17 protein-coding genes and 1 tRNA gene are annotated in these 15,337 nt (G+C 29.9%); 14 read left to right on the forward strand and 4 right to left on the reverse strand.

The window, feature by feature from the left end; translation table 11 throughout:
* Window positions 1-9 precede the first annotated feature (9 nt).
* The 14 genes from purS to IPH62_18585 all read left to right on the forward strand — a co-directional run bounded on the left by purS (window position 10) and on the right by IPH62_18585 (window position 12,076).
* Entirely contained in the window at window positions 10-267 is a 258-nt protein-coding gene (gene purS, locus IPH62_18520; GenBank protein MBK7107273.1) for a phosphoribosylformylglycinamidine synthase subunit PurS, read from the forward strand.
* On the forward strand, window positions 257-949 hold the full coding sequence (purQ, locus tag IPH62_18525) for a phosphoribosylformylglycinamidine synthase subunit PurQ (GenBank protein ID MBK7107274.1): 693 nt from the start codon (window positions 257-259) through the stop codon (window positions 947-949). Before purS ends, purQ begins: the two co-directional genes overlap by 11 nt.
* 15 nt (window positions 950-964) lie before the next feature.
* Entirely contained in the window at window positions 965-1,153 is a 189-nt protein-coding gene (gene tatA / locus IPH62_18530) for a twin-arginine translocase TatA/TatE family subunit (GenBank protein ID MBK7107275.1), read from the forward strand.
* Between the two features lie 15 nt (window positions 1,154-1,168).
* Window positions 1,169-2,581 carry an Asp-tRNA(Asn)/Glu-tRNA(Gln) amidotransferase subunit GatA gene (gene gatA, locus IPH62_18535; protein MBK7107276.1) on the forward strand — a complete coding sequence of 471 codons (1,413 nt, stop codon included), beginning with the start codon at window positions 1,169-1,171 and terminating at the stop codon, window positions 2,579-2,581.
* Window positions 2,582-2,662: 81 nt separating this feature from the next.
* Complete coding sequence (locus IPH62_18540; protein MBK7107277.1) at window positions 2,663-2,857, forward strand: hypothetical protein; 195 nt, start codon at window positions 2,663-2,665, stop codon at window positions 2,855-2,857.
* Window positions 2,858-3,010: 153 nt separating this feature from the next.
* On the forward strand, window positions 3,011-3,889 hold the full coding sequence (gene sucD, locus IPH62_18545) for a succinate--CoA ligase subunit alpha (protein ID MBK7107278.1): 879 nt from the start codon (window positions 3,011-3,013) through the stop codon (window positions 3,887-3,889).
* Window positions 3,890-3,901: 12 nt separating this feature from the next.
* The gene (locus IPH62_18550; protein MBK7107279.1) at window positions 3,902-4,048 is read left to right on the forward strand and encodes a hypothetical protein; all 147 of its coding nucleotides are present in this window, start codon (window positions 3,902-3,904) and stop codon (window positions 4,046-4,048) included.
* Between the two features lie 22 nt (window positions 4,049-4,070).
* The gene (ndk, locus tag IPH62_18555) at window positions 4,071-4,502 is read left to right on the forward strand and encodes a nucleoside-diphosphate kinase (GenBank protein MBK7107280.1); all 432 of its coding nucleotides are present in this window, start codon (window positions 4,071-4,073) and stop codon (window positions 4,500-4,502) included.
* On the forward strand, window positions 4,502-5,035 hold the full coding sequence (locus tag IPH62_18560) for an NUDIX hydrolase (protein MBK7107281.1): 534 nt from the start codon (window positions 4,502-4,504) through the stop codon (window positions 5,033-5,035). The genes ndk and IPH62_18560 overlap by 1 nt, the downstream gene beginning before the upstream one ends.
* A complete protein-coding gene (locus IPH62_18565) occupies window positions 5,005-6,264 on the forward strand; it encodes a DUF1343 domain-containing protein (protein MBK7107282.1) in 1,260 nt (419 codons plus the stop codon). Before IPH62_18560 ends, IPH62_18565 begins: the two co-directional genes overlap by 31 nt.
* Window positions 6,265-6,278: 14 nt before the next feature.
* Window positions 6,279-7,313, forward strand: coding sequence for a hypothetical protein (locus IPH62_18570; GenBank protein MBK7107283.1), 1,035 nt, complete (start codon window positions 6,279-6,281; stop codon window positions 7,311-7,313).
* A 109-nt stretch (window positions 7,314-7,422) separates the two neighbouring features.
* Window positions 7,423-9,666 carry a TonB-dependent receptor gene (locus tag IPH62_18575; protein MBK7107284.1) on the forward strand — a complete coding sequence of 748 codons (2,244 nt, stop codon included), beginning with the start codon at window positions 7,423-7,425 and terminating at the stop codon, window positions 9,664-9,666.
* Window positions 9,663-10,625: a hypothetical protein gene (locus tag IPH62_18580; GenBank protein MBK7107285.1), complete on the forward strand. Its 963-nt coding sequence runs from the start codon at window positions 9,663-9,665 to the stop codon at window positions 10,623-10,625. Before IPH62_18575 ends, IPH62_18580 begins: the two co-directional genes overlap by 4 nt.
* Window positions 10,622-12,076 (forward strand): PEGA domain-containing protein, encoded by a 1,455-nt coding sequence (locus IPH62_18585; protein ID MBK7107286.1) that lies wholly within the window; start codon window positions 10,622-10,624, stop codon window positions 12,074-12,076. The genes IPH62_18580 and IPH62_18585 overlap by 4 nt, the downstream gene beginning before the upstream one ends.
* 6 nt (window positions 12,077-12,082) lie before the next feature.
* On the opposite strand, the gene IPH62_18590 is transcribed toward IPH62_18585, so the two are convergent.
* The 4 genes from IPH62_18590 to IPH62_18605 all read right to left on the reverse strand — a co-directional run bounded on the left by IPH62_18590 (window position 12,083) and on the right by IPH62_18605 (window position 15,244).
* Window positions 12,083-13,399 carry a nodulation protein NfeD gene (locus IPH62_18590; GenBank protein ID MBK7107287.1) on the reverse strand — a complete coding sequence of 439 codons (1,317 nt, stop codon included), beginning with the start codon at window positions 13,397-13,399 and terminating at the stop codon, window positions 12,083-12,085.
* Window positions 13,400-13,540: 141 nt separating this feature from the next.
* Window positions 13,541-13,855: a preprotein translocase subunit YajC gene (gene yajC, locus IPH62_18595; GenBank protein ID MBK7107288.1), complete on the reverse strand. Its 315-nt coding sequence runs from the start codon at window positions 13,853-13,855 to the stop codon at window positions 13,541-13,543.
* Window positions 13,856-15,004, reverse strand: a complete 1,149-nt coding sequence (tgt, locus tag IPH62_18600) for a tRNA guanosine(34) transglycosylase Tgt (GenBank protein MBK7107289.1) — start codon at window positions 15,002-15,004, stop codon at window positions 13,856-13,858.
* 165 nt (window positions 15,005-15,169) lie between these two features.
* Window positions 15,170-15,244, reverse strand: a tRNA-Glu gene (locus tag IPH62_18605).
* Window positions 15,245-15,337: the final 93 nt, after the last annotated feature.

Consider the following 15,337-nt stretch of genomic DNA (forward strand, 5'->3'; position numbering starts at 1 on the left):
GAGTGAAAATTGTACAAAGCAACAGTAATAATTAGAACAAGAAAAGATATTCTTGATCCTCAAGGAAAAGCCGCCGAACAAGGCGCAAAACTTTTGGGATTTTCAAATGTATCTAACACAAGAATTGGCAAATATGTAGAATTTTTTGTGAATGCAAATGATAAAAATTTTGCCGAAAAAGAGATCAAAGAATATTCAGAAAAATTATTAAGCAATCCTATTATGGAAGATTTTGAATTTAAAATTGAAGAAGTAAATGAAGCCTAAATTTGGAGTCGTAGAATTTCCCGGATCTAATTGTGATCACGATGCATATTTTGCAGTTAAAAAAGTTTTAGGTTATGATGCCGAATTTCTTTGGCATAAAGAAACAGATTTAAAAAATTGCGATGCTATAATTCTTCCCGGCGGATTTTCTTACGGAGATTATCTAAGAACCGGAGCTATTGCAAGATTTTCGCCAATTATGGAATACGTAATTTCGTTTGCAAATAAAGGCGGAATTGTAATCGGAATTTGTAACGGATTTCAAGTTTTGCTTGAAGCTGGTTTATTGCCCGGAGTTATGATAAAAAATGAATCGCTAAAATTTGTTTGTAAAGATGTTTTCTTAAAAGTTGCAAATAAGAATTCTACTTTTACAAATCAAATTGATAAAGATGTAATTAAAATTCCAATTGCACATGGTGAAGGAAATTATTTTGCAGATGATGAAACTTTAAATACACTGAAAGAAAATAATCAGATAATTTTTGAATATGTAAACGAAAATGGATTTGTAGATGAAAAATCAAATCCAAATGGTTCAAAACTTAATATTGCCGGAATATCAAATAAAAATGGAAATGTTCTTGGAATGATGCCGCATCCGGAAAGAGCTTGCGAATCAATTTTAAATAATACAGACGGACAATTAATTTTCAAATCAATAGTCAATAAATTAAAATAATAAATTGAGGTAATTATGTTTGGAAGTTTAGGCGCAACAGAAATAATTTTAATTATCGTTGCAATAATTCTTCTTTTCGGCGCAAAGAAAATTCCCGAACTTGCTCAAGGCGTTGGCAAAGGTATGAAGGAATTTAAAAAAGCCATCAAAGAAGTTGAAGAAGATATTACCGATGTTAAAGATGATATAAAATCTAAAAAATAATTCGGATTTCTGATATTGCTAACGTATAAAAATCACTCGGAAAAATTAGATTTAATCAAATCCGAAAAATTATCGCTTGTAGAAAATGTTCAAAACTTTTTAGAAAGAATTGAACAAAATAAAAGTTTAAATGCGTTCAATTTTGTTTTTGAAGATTCTTTAAATTCTGTTGAAATTATTCAAGAAAAAATTAAAAACAGAACTGCCGGAAAACTTGCGGGAATGGTAATTGCTGTTAAAGATGTTTTGGCAATTAAAAATAAACCGCTTACTTGCTCATCAAAAATTTTAGAAAATTTTGAATCATTATATACTGCAACAGCAATTCAAAAATTAATTGATGAAGATGCAATAATTATTGGCAAAACCAATTGCGATGAATTTGCAATGGGTTCATCAAATGAAAACTCATATTTTGGTCCGGTAAAAAATCCAATTAATCAAGAATATGTAACCGGCGGATCAAGCGGCGGTTCGGCAGCGGCAGTCGCAGCAGATTTATGCGATGCTGCAATCGGAACGGATACGGGTGGATCAATTCGCCAACCAGCAGCATTTTGCGGAATTTTTGGTATGAAACCAAGTTACGGCAGAGTTTCAAGATTTGGATTAAATGCTTTCGCTTCATCTTTTGATTCGATTGGAAGTTTCGCAAAAAATATATATGATATTTCTATAGTTCAAGAAGTACTTTCGGGTTTTGATCAAAATGATTCGACATCGGAAAATAAATCTGTTCCAAATTATTCATCTTTTTCCAATAAAATTGAAAAAGTAAAAATTGGAATTCCTAAAGAATATTTTGCAGAAGGTTTGGATTCAGAAATAAAATCTGCAATTGATAAACAGTTGGAATTAATCAAATCTAAAGGTTTTGAAATTGTAGAAATTAATTTACCAATGACTGAATTTTCGATCGCAACATATTACATTCTAACAACAGCTGAAGCTTCATCAAATTTAGCAAGATTTGACGGAGCTCGTTATGGTTACAGAACAAATCAAAAAGTTGGATTGCGTGAAATGTACACAAAATCCCGATCGGAAGGATTTGGCAAAGAAGTTAAACGCAGAATTATGCTTGGCACATATGTTTTATCTGCCGGATATTACGATGCTTATTACAGAAAAGCTCAAAAAGTTAGAAGATTAATAAAAGAAGATTTTGATAATGCATTCAAAAAAGTTGATATAATTTTAACTCCGACTTCTCCAACAACTGCGTTTAAAATTGGCGAGAAATCAAGCGATCCTCTTCAAATGTATTTGAGCGATATTTACACAACTTCGGCCAATTTAGCCGGAATTCCCGGTTTAAATATTCCAATCGGATTCGATAATAAAGGGCTTCCAATTGGAATGCAATTAATGGCAAATCAGTTTGAAGAAGATTTGTTATTGAGTTTTACAATCGAAATTCTGAAATAAAAAAAATCAAGTTTAAAGTAATTATTAGTAAAATTTTATATTATTTCCAACTATTTATTCAAAAATCAAAAAGGAAGTAAAATGTCTGAAATACATAAATGCATTAGCTGTGAAAGAGAAGAAATAATTGTTCCTTTGGTTTCAATAAGATTTTCACAAATCCCAACTTGGATTTGCACACAATGTTTGCCAACTTTAATTCACAATCCCGCAAAATTGGAATCTAAGTTTAGAGATATGGATGTTGAAAATCCGGTGAAACCAAAAATCAATTAATTTATAAATTTAGCTTTCGTCACTAAATTTTTTGGTGACGAAAATTTATTTTAAATCATCATAATAACACTTCCAAATTCTTCAAATATTTTACGCAAAATTTTATTAAGTTTTGAATCAAGTTTAATAATAAAAATATTCAAGGAATTTCTAATGAGCATTTTACTTGATAAGAAAACAAAAGTTGTTGTGCAAGGAATTACCGGAAGTGAAGGTTCGTTTCACGCCGGACAAATGATTGAATATGGAACAAACGTTGTTGCCGGAGTTACACCAGGTAAAGGCGGAACCGAACATCTTGGCTTACCGGTTTTTAACACTGTTGCCGATGCAGTTACAAAAACAAAAGCTGAAGCTTCTGTAATATTTGTACCGCCGGCTTTTGCAGCAGACGCAATTCTTGAAGCTGCCAATGCCGGAATAAAATTAGTTATTTGTATTACTGAAGGAATTCCCGCAAAAGATATGGTTCAAGTTTACAATGTAATTAAAAATAAAGATGTTAGATTAATTGGTCCAAATTGCCCCGGAATAATTTCTCCCGGAAAAGCAAAAATTGGAATTATGCCTGGATTTATTCATAAAAAAGGGAAAGTTGGTGTAGTTTCTAGAAGTGGAACTTTAACTTACGAAGCAGTAAAACAATTAAGCGATTTAAATATCGGTCAATCAACTTGCGTTGGAATTGGCGGTGATCCGGTTGTAGGTTCACAATTTATTGATATTATAAAATTATTTAATGATGATCCGAATACTGAAGGAATTGTAATGATCGGAGAAATTGGCGGAACTGCTGAAGAAACCGCTGCAGAATTCATTAAGAAAAATGTTAAGAAACCGGTTGTTGGATTTATTGCCGGACAAACAGCTCCTCCCGGAAGAAGAATGGGTCATGCGGGTGCAATAATTTCCGGTGGAAAAGGAACTGCTTCAGAAAAAATGAAAGTAATGAAGAAAGCCGGAATTCATGTTGTGGAAAGTCCCGCTGAAATTGGAATTAATATGCAAAAAGCATTGGCAATGAAAAAATAATTGTTGAACAATTTGTCATTTCGAATTCCAACATTTTTGTTGGGTGAGAAATCTTTTACAAAAATATTTTTTAGAGATTATCACGTCGTCTGTCATCAGTTAACAAACGGAGACGGACTCTTTAGAATGACATCACTTGAAGAATTTAGTATTTTTTAATTTATAATTACGGAGAACCATTTTGAGCAACAGAACTTTAGCAATTCTTAAACCGGATTGCGTTGAAAAAAAATTAATTGGACAAGTAATTCAAAAAATAAATGAGGCCGGATTTAAAATTTTAGCAATGAAAATGGTAAAATTAACAAATGATTCTGCCGGCGGATTTTATGCAATTCATAAAGAACGACCATTCTTTAATGATTTATTAGTTTATATGACTTCTGGTCCTTGTGTTCCAATTGCTTTAGAGAAAGAAAATGCAGTTGCAGATTTTAGAAAATTAATTGGAGCAACAAATCCGGCAAATGCAGAAGAAGGAACAATCAGAAAACTTTTCGCAGAAAGTATAGAAAAAAATATTGTTCACGGTTCGGATTCCGATGAAAATGCTGCAATAGAAATTTCTCATTTCTTCTCAAGAAAAGAATTATTAGAAAATAACGGATTTTAATGAGTCTGAAAAAATGGATGAAACTTTCCGAAAAAGTTTTATTCACAAATAAACATTGGACTTACAAATTAGATCAATTTGAAATTGAAGGAGTTACAAGGAGTGAATATCATTATGTTCACTCCCCCGGCTCCACAATGGTTATTCCAAAATTAAGTAATTCAAAAATTCTGCTCACAAATCAATTCAGATATTTAAATCAAAAAGAAAGTTTGGAATTTCCTTGCGGTTCAATTGATGGTAATTTATCAAAAGAAGTGAATGCTTTAAAAGAATTAAGAGAGGAAACCGGATTTACCGGAAATCTAAAATTCATTGGAGAGTTTTCTCCATACACCGGAGTTTCAAATGAAATGTGTTCCGTTTTTATTGCAACAGATTTAATCAAATCTCCGCTCCCTTCAGATTTGACCGAAGAATTCGAACTTTTAGAATTTACTATTCAAGATTTTGAAAATAAAATTTCGCAAAATATAATTTGGGATGGGTTAACTTTATCAGCATGGCAATTGGCAAAAAAATATTTTATCTAATTTTTTTCAGTTTTATTGTAATCAACTTTTCATGCAAAGAAAAAATTGAAAACAAAATTGAAGTTTATACCGGCGCTGATGTTTTGGTTTCCGAGAATTTAAATTTAATTGAAAATAAAAATCTCGGAATAATTACAAATCATACTGCAATTTTAAAAAGTGGAATTCATCTTGTTGATACTTTATCAAAATTAAATAACATTAATATTGCTTGCTTATTTGGACCAGAACATGGAATTCGCGGAAATGCTTCTGATGGCACAATTATAAATGATAGTGTCGATTCAAAAACCGGAATTCCAATTCGCTCACTTTACGGAAATATTCGAAAACCTACACAAGAATATTTGCAAAATATTGATCTGTTGATTTTTGATATTCAAGATGTTGGCGCAAGATTTTACACTTATATTTCAACAATGTATTATGCCATTCAAGCTGCTTCGGAAAATAATATTCCAATATTAATTTTGGATAGACCAAATCCGATAAATGGAATAAATGTAAATGGACCAATGCTGGATTCAAATTTTACATCATTTGTTGGAATTACGGAATTACCAATTCAACATGGAATGACAATTGGTGAATTGGCTAATTATTTTAATCAACCAAAAATTTTAAAGACAAAAATTCCGGCAGAATTAAAAATCATAAAAATGAAAAATTGGAAACGTGAATTTTATTTTGGTGATTGCAATTTAAAATGGATAAATCCAAGTCCGAATATTCCAATTTTAGAAACGGCAATTGTTTATCCCGGTTTATGTTTAATTGAAGGAATTAATATTTCGGAAGGACGAGGAACTAATTCACCTTTTACATTAATTGGAAGTCCATATATAAATTCTGAAAATGTAATTGATGAAATGAATAAATATAATTCGGCTGGAGTAAAATTAAAAGATTCAAATTTTACGCCGATTGAAATTCCCAACATGGCTTCTAATCCAAAATATAAAAATGAAAAGTGTAACGGAATTTTAATAAAAGTTACAAACAGAAATATATTCAATCCGATTGAATTTTCTGTAAAATTGATTCATACATTTCATAAATTGTATCCGGAAAATTTTTCTTTTAGGGAAAATTCTATTGATAGACTTTGGGGTAGTGATAATTTTAGGAAAGATATACTTTCCGGAAAAACACCGAATGAAATTATTGAATCATATCAATCAAAATTAAATGAGTTTAAAAAAATTAGAAAACAATTTTTATTGTATTAGAATTAAGGAATAAAATGAGCTTAAAAATTTTTATTTTTTCAATAGTAATTGCATTAGCGGCTTGCGGTGATAAAAAAGAAGAAAAAAGTGATTTGGGAAAAAAAGATGGAATTGAAAAATCCGAACAAATTGCCAAAGAAGAAGTTGTTGGACCAAAAATACAGCTTCAGTACAAATTTAAAAAAGGCGATAAATTCAGTTACATGTTAAATACATCTTCAGTAAATTCTGAATCAATTGCCGCCGATACAACACTTACAAATGTTATCAAGCAAAATGTAACATACGTTTTTAATTTTGTTGTTAACAACATTTCGGAAATTGAAGGAACAGAACTAACTGCATCAATTTCTTCAATTGTTGCTGAATCAAATTTTAATAAACAATCAATTAAATATGATTCAAAATATATTTACAGCACAAGAGAAAAAATTCAATTTGTTGATTATGAAGCTGTAAAAAAAGTTCCATTCAAGGTTTATGTAAATACAATTGGTCAAGTTACAAAAGTTGATAAAATTGAGAAAATTATAAATAACATTTTATCAATTCAGCAAGTTCCAGATACATTATCAAAGCAAACCAAAGAAAAAATGAAGTATAATATTGCAAACGGAACTTTGATGCCGTTAGTTCAACAAGTTTTTAAAGTAATTTCTGAGGATGAAGTTGGAGTAAATTCAACTTGGGAATTAAAATTTAATACTCCGCTTGCAGTTTTTGAGGTAGAAAATACGGCAATATTTAAAGTTAATAATTTGAATTTTGATGATGATACAATTGCAAATATTTCTTCAACATTATTAATGAGTGTTAATGGAAATAATGTGGTTACTGAAAATAAAATTAAATATACTTTTGATAATCCCAAATTAGATGGAAGCGGAAGAGTTAAATTTAATAACACAAAAGGTTTGGTTGAATTTTCCGAATCGAAAACAAACTTGCAAATGTCAATGTTAATGGAAGGAATGGATAATCAAAATAATTTAAAACAAAATAGAAAAACAGATAATTCAACAAATATTAATACCGTGAAATTACTGTAAATTTTGGTGTATTAATTTTTACATTTTTTTGAATTTTAATGTTAATCAATTTTACTAAGAAGTAATCTGTTCCTTAATTTGATTTGCAGTATTTGCGGAATTTCTTTTAATGAGTAATATCAAAAATTATTTCAATATTATTATTTTATTTCTTTTAATTTCTTCTCAAATAAAATTAGAAGCTCAGAATGTTGGAACAATAAGAGGACATGTTACAGATATTAATTCCGGCGAATCTCTTCTTTATGCAAATGTTTTAATCAAAGAATTGCAACTTGGAGCTTCAACAAATGAAAATGGGTATTTCATTTTCACTTCAATTCCTCCTAATAATAATTACACAATACTTGCAAGTTATGTTGGATATGAAAACAAAGAAATTCAATTTGTTGTTCAAGCTAACCGTGTAACTAAAGTAGATATATCATTAAAACCTACAAGTTTTGAATTACAGACAGTGGAAAAAGTAGGACAAAAAAAAATTGAAACAAATGCAACTGATGTTGGTCTTCAAGTAATTTCTATGAAGGAATTGGAATCCTTACCTCAAGGAGTTGAAACAGATTTATTTAGATCTTTGCAATACGTACCTGGTGTAAAAACTACCGGAGATATTTCATCAAGATATTATGTTAGAGGCGGTTCATCTGATCAAAATTTAGTTTTGCTGAATGGCTCACCGGTTTATAATCCCTTTCATGCGCTTGGCATTTTCAGCATTTTTGATCCTGAAATTGTAAATAGTATGGAATTATATAAGGGAGGATTTCCGGCAGAATTTGGAGGAAAGGTTTCTTCCGTTTTAAATATTATTACAAAAGATGGAAATAAAAATAATTTTAATGCTAACGGATCAATAAGTTTATTAACTGGTAAAGTTTTATTAGAAGGACCAATTCCTTCAGGCTCGTATATTATCTCCGCAAGAAAAACTTATTCAAACAGTATCTTTAAAAAATTTTTAAATAATCAAGATGTTCCTTTGGATTTTTATGATTTCTCTTTTAAAGTAAATTATTCCGATCAAGAAATAAGTGAAGGCACAAAAATAATTCTTCACGGATTTTCAAGTCAAGATAAAATCAATAGAGACAGTGAACTTTCGGAAGATTATTTATGGAAGAATAATTTGTTTGGAATAAAATGGATGCAAGTTGCAAATAATAGTCCTGTTTTTTGGGATATGGGTATTACACTTAGTACTTATCAAGGTGAAATTATTCCAAAACTCAGTAATGTAAAACCTCAATTAAATGATGTTAGAGATGTTTCATTCAAAGCAAATTTTAATTACGTTTTTGATAGCAGAGATGAAGCGATACTTGGATTTGATATAAAAGATATTCAAACGAAATTGAAGTTGGAAAATAGCAGAGGTGCAGTTTCGGATATTATTTCTAAAGGAAGTCAAATAGCGGCTTATGCTAAATATAAATTTTTGAGATTTGATAATCTGGGAATTGATCTTGGAGCTAGATTAAATATCGCACAATTATCAAATAACAATGGAAGCACAATTGATCCAAGAATTAATATTACATACAGTTTTATTCCGCAAGTATCTATAAAATTAGCTTGGGGAAAATATCAGCAGGATTTAATAACACTTACAAAAGAAGACCAAATTTTAACTTTATTTGAACCTTGGTTAATTACTCCGGATTATCTTCAACCGACAAGTTCAACACATTATATTGGTGGAATAACTTTACGATTAATTGAAAACTTATCCTTTAGTTTGGAAGGTTATTATAAATTAACTGAAAATCTTCCCGCAGTAAATGAAAATAAAATTTATGATTCCGACCGTGATTTCATTGCCGGAGAAGGCGAAGCTTATGGTTGGGAAACTTCTATAGGATATAATGATGAAGTTATAAATATTACCGCATCATATTCAAATTCATGGTCATATAAAACTGTTGATGGCTGGATTTATTATCCAAAGTATGATATAAGGCATAGTTTAAATACCGGCTTTGCATTAAATATTGGTGCCGGCTGGTTATTCTCTGCAATGTGGATTTATAATTCTGGTTTGCCGTTTACTCAGTTAACCGGCTATTATGATAAATATTATGTGAACGACATATATTTTAATGAAGATTATTTTGATTCAACTCTTCCATATACGCTTTTAGGCGATAAAAATATTGCAAGATTACCGGATTATCATAGACTTGATTTAACATTATCAAAAAAAATAAGTATCTCAAAATTGAATATGACATTTAACTTTAGTGTGCTAAATGTTTATGATAGAAAAAATATTTTGTACTTCAATCGCGAAACCGGAGAAAGAGTAAATATGCTTCCATTTTTACCAACAGCAACATTAAAGGTAGAATTGTGAAAATATTATTAAAATATTTTTCGTTGTTTATTTTTATAATTCTTAATATAAGCTGCGAAGATGATCTTAATCCTTTTGTAAAGGGAGAAGACGTTTTTATTTTAAATTGTGTTTTGAAAAATGATAGAGCTTTTCAATCAGCATATTTATCCAAAAATTATTTTGTAGAAAATTTTAATCCAAATTCTGACACAAATAATCATTCAATTGATAATGCTTATGTCAGAATTTTCTTTGATGATTCAGTAAAGATTTTTTCAGATACAGTTATGCAATCCAGTAATTCGGAAAATTCTTTAACATCATATTTCAATAATAATTTTATTACAAAACCTGATACGGAATACGAATTAGAAGCAATTTTGAATGATGGAAGAAAATTAAGAGCATTTACAAAAACACCAAAAAAAGTTTCTTTTAATGGAGACAGCGATAAAATAATTCCCCCTGAAGAAAAAAATAATGTGACAATTTTTTGGGATGATGAACAGCAATTATATACTGCTTCTAGATTTTTAATTATTTATTTTAAAAATGAAAATGGGAAATCAATTAGATATCAAAAGGAAGTACCAAGAAAATATGTTTTCGAAAATTCTGAATATGTTCCATATTATCCTGAACCATCCAATTCAGATAAAATTAATGTCGAAATGGATGCTTTTAACAGAGCTATGCAAGAAATTTCTTTAGGTGACGAAAATAAAGAAAATTATACTGTGTATTCTTTTATATTAGAAATTTTAATTTATGACCAAAATCTTACAGCATATTATGCTTCCAAAGCTGAATTAGATGAAGATTTTTCGGTAACTACGAGTGAAAGTGATTATACAAATATTATTGGCGGAAGAGGTATTTTTGGTTCGTTTATTAAGCAAAAATTTGCAATTAAGTTTACTCAAGATTATATAAAATCATTTGGTTACAAACCTGGTTTAACGGAGAATTTAAATTGAATAATTTTTTTAAAATCATAAGTTCTCTTATTGTTTTGTTACTTAGTATTTCTTGCGATAAAAAAGTTTCAGTAAGTGAACCTTATGATTATGAAATTTCAAATTTAAATTTTTATATTAAAACAATTCCTGCTGGCGCATCAATATTTGTTGATGACAGAAATATAAGTCAAACAGCGCCCGATACAATAAAATACCTAACAAAAGGCTCGCATAAGTTCACTCTTAAACTTGATAAATTTTTAGATTATACTTTTAACGCTTACGTTTCAGATAGTTTAGTGAAAACTTATGAATATAATTTTTACGAAGATTCAACAAATTTTGGCTCACTTAAATTTGAATCCTTTCCCCCAAATTGTGATATTTATTTAAATAATATTTTACAAGATTATAAAACTCCATATTTATTAAAATATCAAGTTCCTGATAAATACAAAGTTAAATATACATATGATGGGTATGCTTCGGATAGCACATATGTATTTGTTTATCCTGGCAGAGAAACCCTTGTTAATATAGCATTGGCTGATACATCATTATGGGTAAATTACAATTCTGAAAATTCTGTTTTATCCGATAATTATATAAAAGATATTTTAGTTGATAATTATAATAAAGTTTGGATTGCCACTTCCCATAATGGAATTTTTATTTTAAATGGCAATAGTTGGAAAAATATAACATCGGAAAATTCTGAACTTCCATCAAATGTTATTAATAAAATCAGCAAACAAAATCTAAACATTTGGATTGCGACTAATAATGGATTAGTAAACATCATCGGTGATATTATGACTGTTTACACTTCAGAAAATTCCGAACTTTTAAGCAATTATATTACCGATGTTGAATTTGATTCCAAAGGAAATATTTGGGTTGGGACACAAAATGGTTTATCAAAATTTAATGGTGAAAGTTGGCAAACTTATAGAACAAGTAATTCCTCAATCCCAGGTAATTTTATTACATGTGTAGAAGTTGATAAAACAAATAATATTTGGGTTGGAACAAATGCATTTAGTACTGGAAAGATGAATAATTCCGGAAATTGGCAAGTCTTTCAATCTGATACGAATAGCAAAGTTGGCGATAGTGTGAAAGATATAATTTCTGATTCAGAAGGTAATTTATGGATTGGATTAGCAACAATACTAATGGAAGGAAAACTTGGCGGAATATTTAAGATTAATGATAATATAATGGAAGAAGTAGATTTTTCCTTACCTGAAAAACATACTAATAATTTTTATCAAGATATAAACAACACACTTTGGATTGCAACAAAATCCGGATTATTGTTAGTAAATTCTCAAACCGATTTTAATTTATTTACAACAAATAACTCGGGTTTACCAACAAATGATATTAGTAGTATCGGCAAAGATTTAAACGGAAATATCTGGATCGGCACAAATGGCGGAGGTGTTGTAAAATATAAAAAACATTAATGAATTCTATATAATTTCTACAACAACCTTTGAACCTTCTTCGCTAATTACGGTAATTTTAGTATCCTTTGAAATGTAATTGCCGCTTGTAACTACATCCACCCTTTTATTTTCAATTAATGCAATTCCGCTGGGTCTTAAGTCAGTTAATGCAATTCCATTTTTACCAACTAAATCTTTTACTCTAATATCAGCAGCATATCCTGATTTTTCATCAATGTTTTTATTCAAAATTAAATTTCCCCACATTTCCGATTTTGGTAAAAATTTTAAAATTGAAAATATTACAAATATTGTTAGAAGCAGTGTTGCCGCAAATTGAATAATTGCTAATGAAATTATACCCCAATCTAATAAAGGGAAATCCGATATTAATCCCAAAAATAAACTACCAAACATTAATATTATTCCAATTATTCCCGTAATTCCAAAACCTGGAATTACAAAAATTTCAATAAGAAGTAAAACTAATCCTACAATAAAAATTATAATTTCAATTATTGATGCAAGTTCAAGAATATATCCTGAACCGAAAAATAATGCCAATGCAATAAGCGCGGCAGTTCCCGGCAAACCCCAGCCCGGAGTTTTAATTTCAGTAAACAAACCAACCATCGCAATCATTAAGAGTATTGAAGTCATAATTGGATTATTCAAAAATCTTATAAAATCTTCTGCCCAGTTACTTTTTAAATTTATTACTTCAGCATTTTCAAGATTCATTGATTCTAAAACTTCATCCATATCATCTAAAACAGAATCTGCAATTCCATATTTTAATGCTTCTTCGGAAGTAAGCGTTATTAATTTTGTACTATCATCATTTAATTCTTGAACTACAACTCTTTCATCAACCATTCCCTCTGCTATATCTGTTCTTCTGCCGGTTTTCTCTGCTGTTGAACGCATTTCCGCACGCATATAACTTTGTGCTTTTTCCGATTGTTTTGTTCCACCTTCGTCAACTACTGTTGTTGCGCCGATTGAAGCTCCCGGAACCATTATTATTTTTTCACATGATAATGAAATTAACGCACCAGCAGAAATTGCGCGTTTATCAATAAATGCAATTGTTTTAACTTTACTGTTTATAATTGCGTCTTTAATTTGCGTTGCTGCGTCAACTCTTCCGCCAAAAGTATTTATTTTAAATACAATTGCCGAAGCTGAATTTTTCTCCGCTTCATCAACTACCCGTTTAACAAACGGCGCCAAACCTAAATCAATAGTTCCATCAATTTCAGCTACATACACTTTTTTTTGAGCTTGATTTTCAATTGCTAAAACTGCTAAAACAAAAAGAATAAATAATATTCTCTTCAATTTATTATCTCCGGAAAAAATTTAATGAAATATATAAAAAAGTTTGGAATGAATTTCAATGAGTGAATAATGATATGAAACTAAACAAATGTTTGAAAAGAACCCCAACTCTTCAAAAAAGTTGGGATTCCAAAATTAATTTTAGCTTTCTTTGGAAGCAACTACTTGTCCTATTGCACTTCTTTCCATTTTAATTTTGATGTTATTTCCTACATCAACTAAAACTGTTGTATCTTCCAAACCGGCTACAGTTCCGTGAATTCCACTTCCGGTAATTATTTTATCACCTTTTTTCAAACTGTTTAATAACGCATCACGTTCTTTAGCTTTTTTCTGTTGAGGTCTTATAATCATAAAATAGAAAATTGCAAAGATTGCACCAAACATTATTAAAGTACTAATCATACTTCCGCCGCCGTCTGCACCTTGCGGAGCCATTGCTAAAAGTAAATTCATTTAATCCTCCAAATTAGAATTTATATTTGTTGTTAATTTACTAATTATTTTTTCTTTCCATTGTAAAAAAGTTCCGTCTATAATTTTTTCTCTTGCAGTATTTGTTAAATTTAAATAAAAAGTTAAGTTGTGAATTGAAGCAAGTTCCAAAGCAAGAATTTCTTTCGAAATAAATAAATGACGCAAATATGCTTTAGTAAAATTTTGGCAAGTATAACAATTGCATTCCGGATCAATAGATGAAAAATTATTTTTATGAGAAGCATTCCGCATACTTAAAATTCCTTGACTTGTAAAAAGATACGCATTCCGTGCATTTCTGGTTGGCATAACACAATCAAACATATCAATTCCCCGTTCAATAGATTCGAGAATATTTTCCGGTCGCCCAACTCCCATTAAATATCTTGGTTTGTTTTCCGGTAAAAAATCTGTTGTAAAATTTGTGATATCATACATTTGTTCTGCCGGTTCACCTACCGCTAATCCACCAATTGCATATCCGTCAAAATTTATGTTCACTAAATCTTTTGCAGATTTTTCTCGCAAATCTTTGTAAACACTTCCTTGAACAATTCCGAATAAAAATTGTTTATGACCATATTTTGAGATTGAATTTTCAAAAGCTTCTTTATTTTTTATTGCCCAATCAGAAGTAAGCTGGCAAGATTTTTTTGCATAATCATATTCGCAAGGATAAGGAGTGCATTCATCTAGAACCATCATAATATCTGAGCCTATTATTCTCTGAATTTCGATAACTTTTTGCGGAGTAAAAAAATGCTTTGATCCATCCAGATGAGATTTGAATTCAACTCCATCACTTTTTAATTTTCGTAATTCCGATAAACTGAAAATTTGAAATCCGCCGCTATCTGTAAGCAATGCGTTTTTCCAATTCATAAATTTATGAAGTCCCCCGGCATTTTCCAGAATTTCAGTTCCGGGTCTTAAATAAAGATGATAAGTATTTCCTAAAATTATTGAAGCTTTTATTTCGTCGCTTAAAATTCTTTGAGAAACAGCTTTCACGGTTCCTTGAGTTCCAACCGGCATAAATCGCGGAGTTTCAATAGTTCCATGATCAGTTTCAAAAAATCCGGCGCGGGCTTTGGAGTTTGAATCTTTCTTAACAATATTAAATTTCATTTATCACTTAAATTAAAGCTTCAAAAATACAGTTACTTACTGCTATTATCAAATTTTAGTTAAGATTATTAGGAAAGTTGTTTTTAATAAATTTTGTTGAAAACTAATTTTAAGCGAATTTTAAAATCTCAAATCTTATATCTATTTTTCTCATATCTAAAAAAGTAGCGCGTACGGGATTCGAACCCGTGATCTCCGCCTTGAGAGGGCGGCGTCCTAAGCCAACTAGACGAACGCGCCAAAATTTTACAGCTGAAAATAAATATAATTTCAACATTTAACAAAATACGAAAATATTTTTACGCATATTTATTTTTTGCTTAAAAATTTACA

It is taken from the genome of Ignavibacteriota bacterium (assembly GCA_016708125.1).
In the GTDB taxonomy this organism is placed as follows: domain Bacteria; phylum Bacteroidota; class Ignavibacteria; order Ignavibacteriales; family Melioribacteraceae.

What these genes read in the sequence shown, in the direction of transcription:
- yajC (MBK7107288.1), bottom strand. Translation starts at nt 13,855, where the DNA reads ATGAATTTACTTTTAGCAATGGCTCCGCAAGGTGCAGACGGCGGCGGA.
- IPH62_18560 (MBK7107281.1), top strand. Translation starts at nt 4,502, where the DNA reads ATGAGTCTGAAAAAATGGATGAAACTTTCCGAAAAAGTTTTATTCACA.
- tgt (MBK7107289.1), bottom strand. Translation starts at nt 15,004, where the DNA reads ATGAAATTTAATATTGTTAAGAAAGATTCAAACTCCAAAGCCCGCGCC.
- IPH62_18540 (MBK7107277.1), top strand. Translation starts at nt 2,663, where the DNA reads ATGTCTGAAATACATAAATGCATTAGCTGTGAAAGAGAAGAAATAATT.
- IPH62_18575 (MBK7107284.1), top strand. Translation starts at nt 7,423, where the DNA reads ATGAGTAATATCAAAAATTATTTCAATATTATTATTTTATTTCTTTTA.
- IPH62_18565 (MBK7107282.1), top strand. Translation starts at nt 5,005, where the DNA reads ATGGCAATTGGCAAAAAAATATTTTATCTAATTTTTTTCAGTTTTATT.
- IPH62_18570 (MBK7107283.1), top strand. Translation starts at nt 6,279, where the DNA reads ATGAGCTTAAAAATTTTTATTTTTTCAATAGTAATTGCATTAGCGGCT.
- sucD (MBK7107278.1), top strand. Translation starts at nt 3,011, where the DNA reads ATGAGCATTTTACTTGATAAGAAAACAAAAGTTGTTGTGCAAGGAATT.
- tatA (MBK7107275.1), top strand. Translation starts at nt 965, where the DNA reads ATGTTTGGAAGTTTAGGCGCAACAGAAATAATTTTAATTATCGTTGCA.
- purQ (MBK7107274.1), top strand. Translation starts at nt 257, where the DNA reads ATGAAGCCTAAATTTGGAGTCGTAGAATTTCCCGGATCTAATTGTGAT.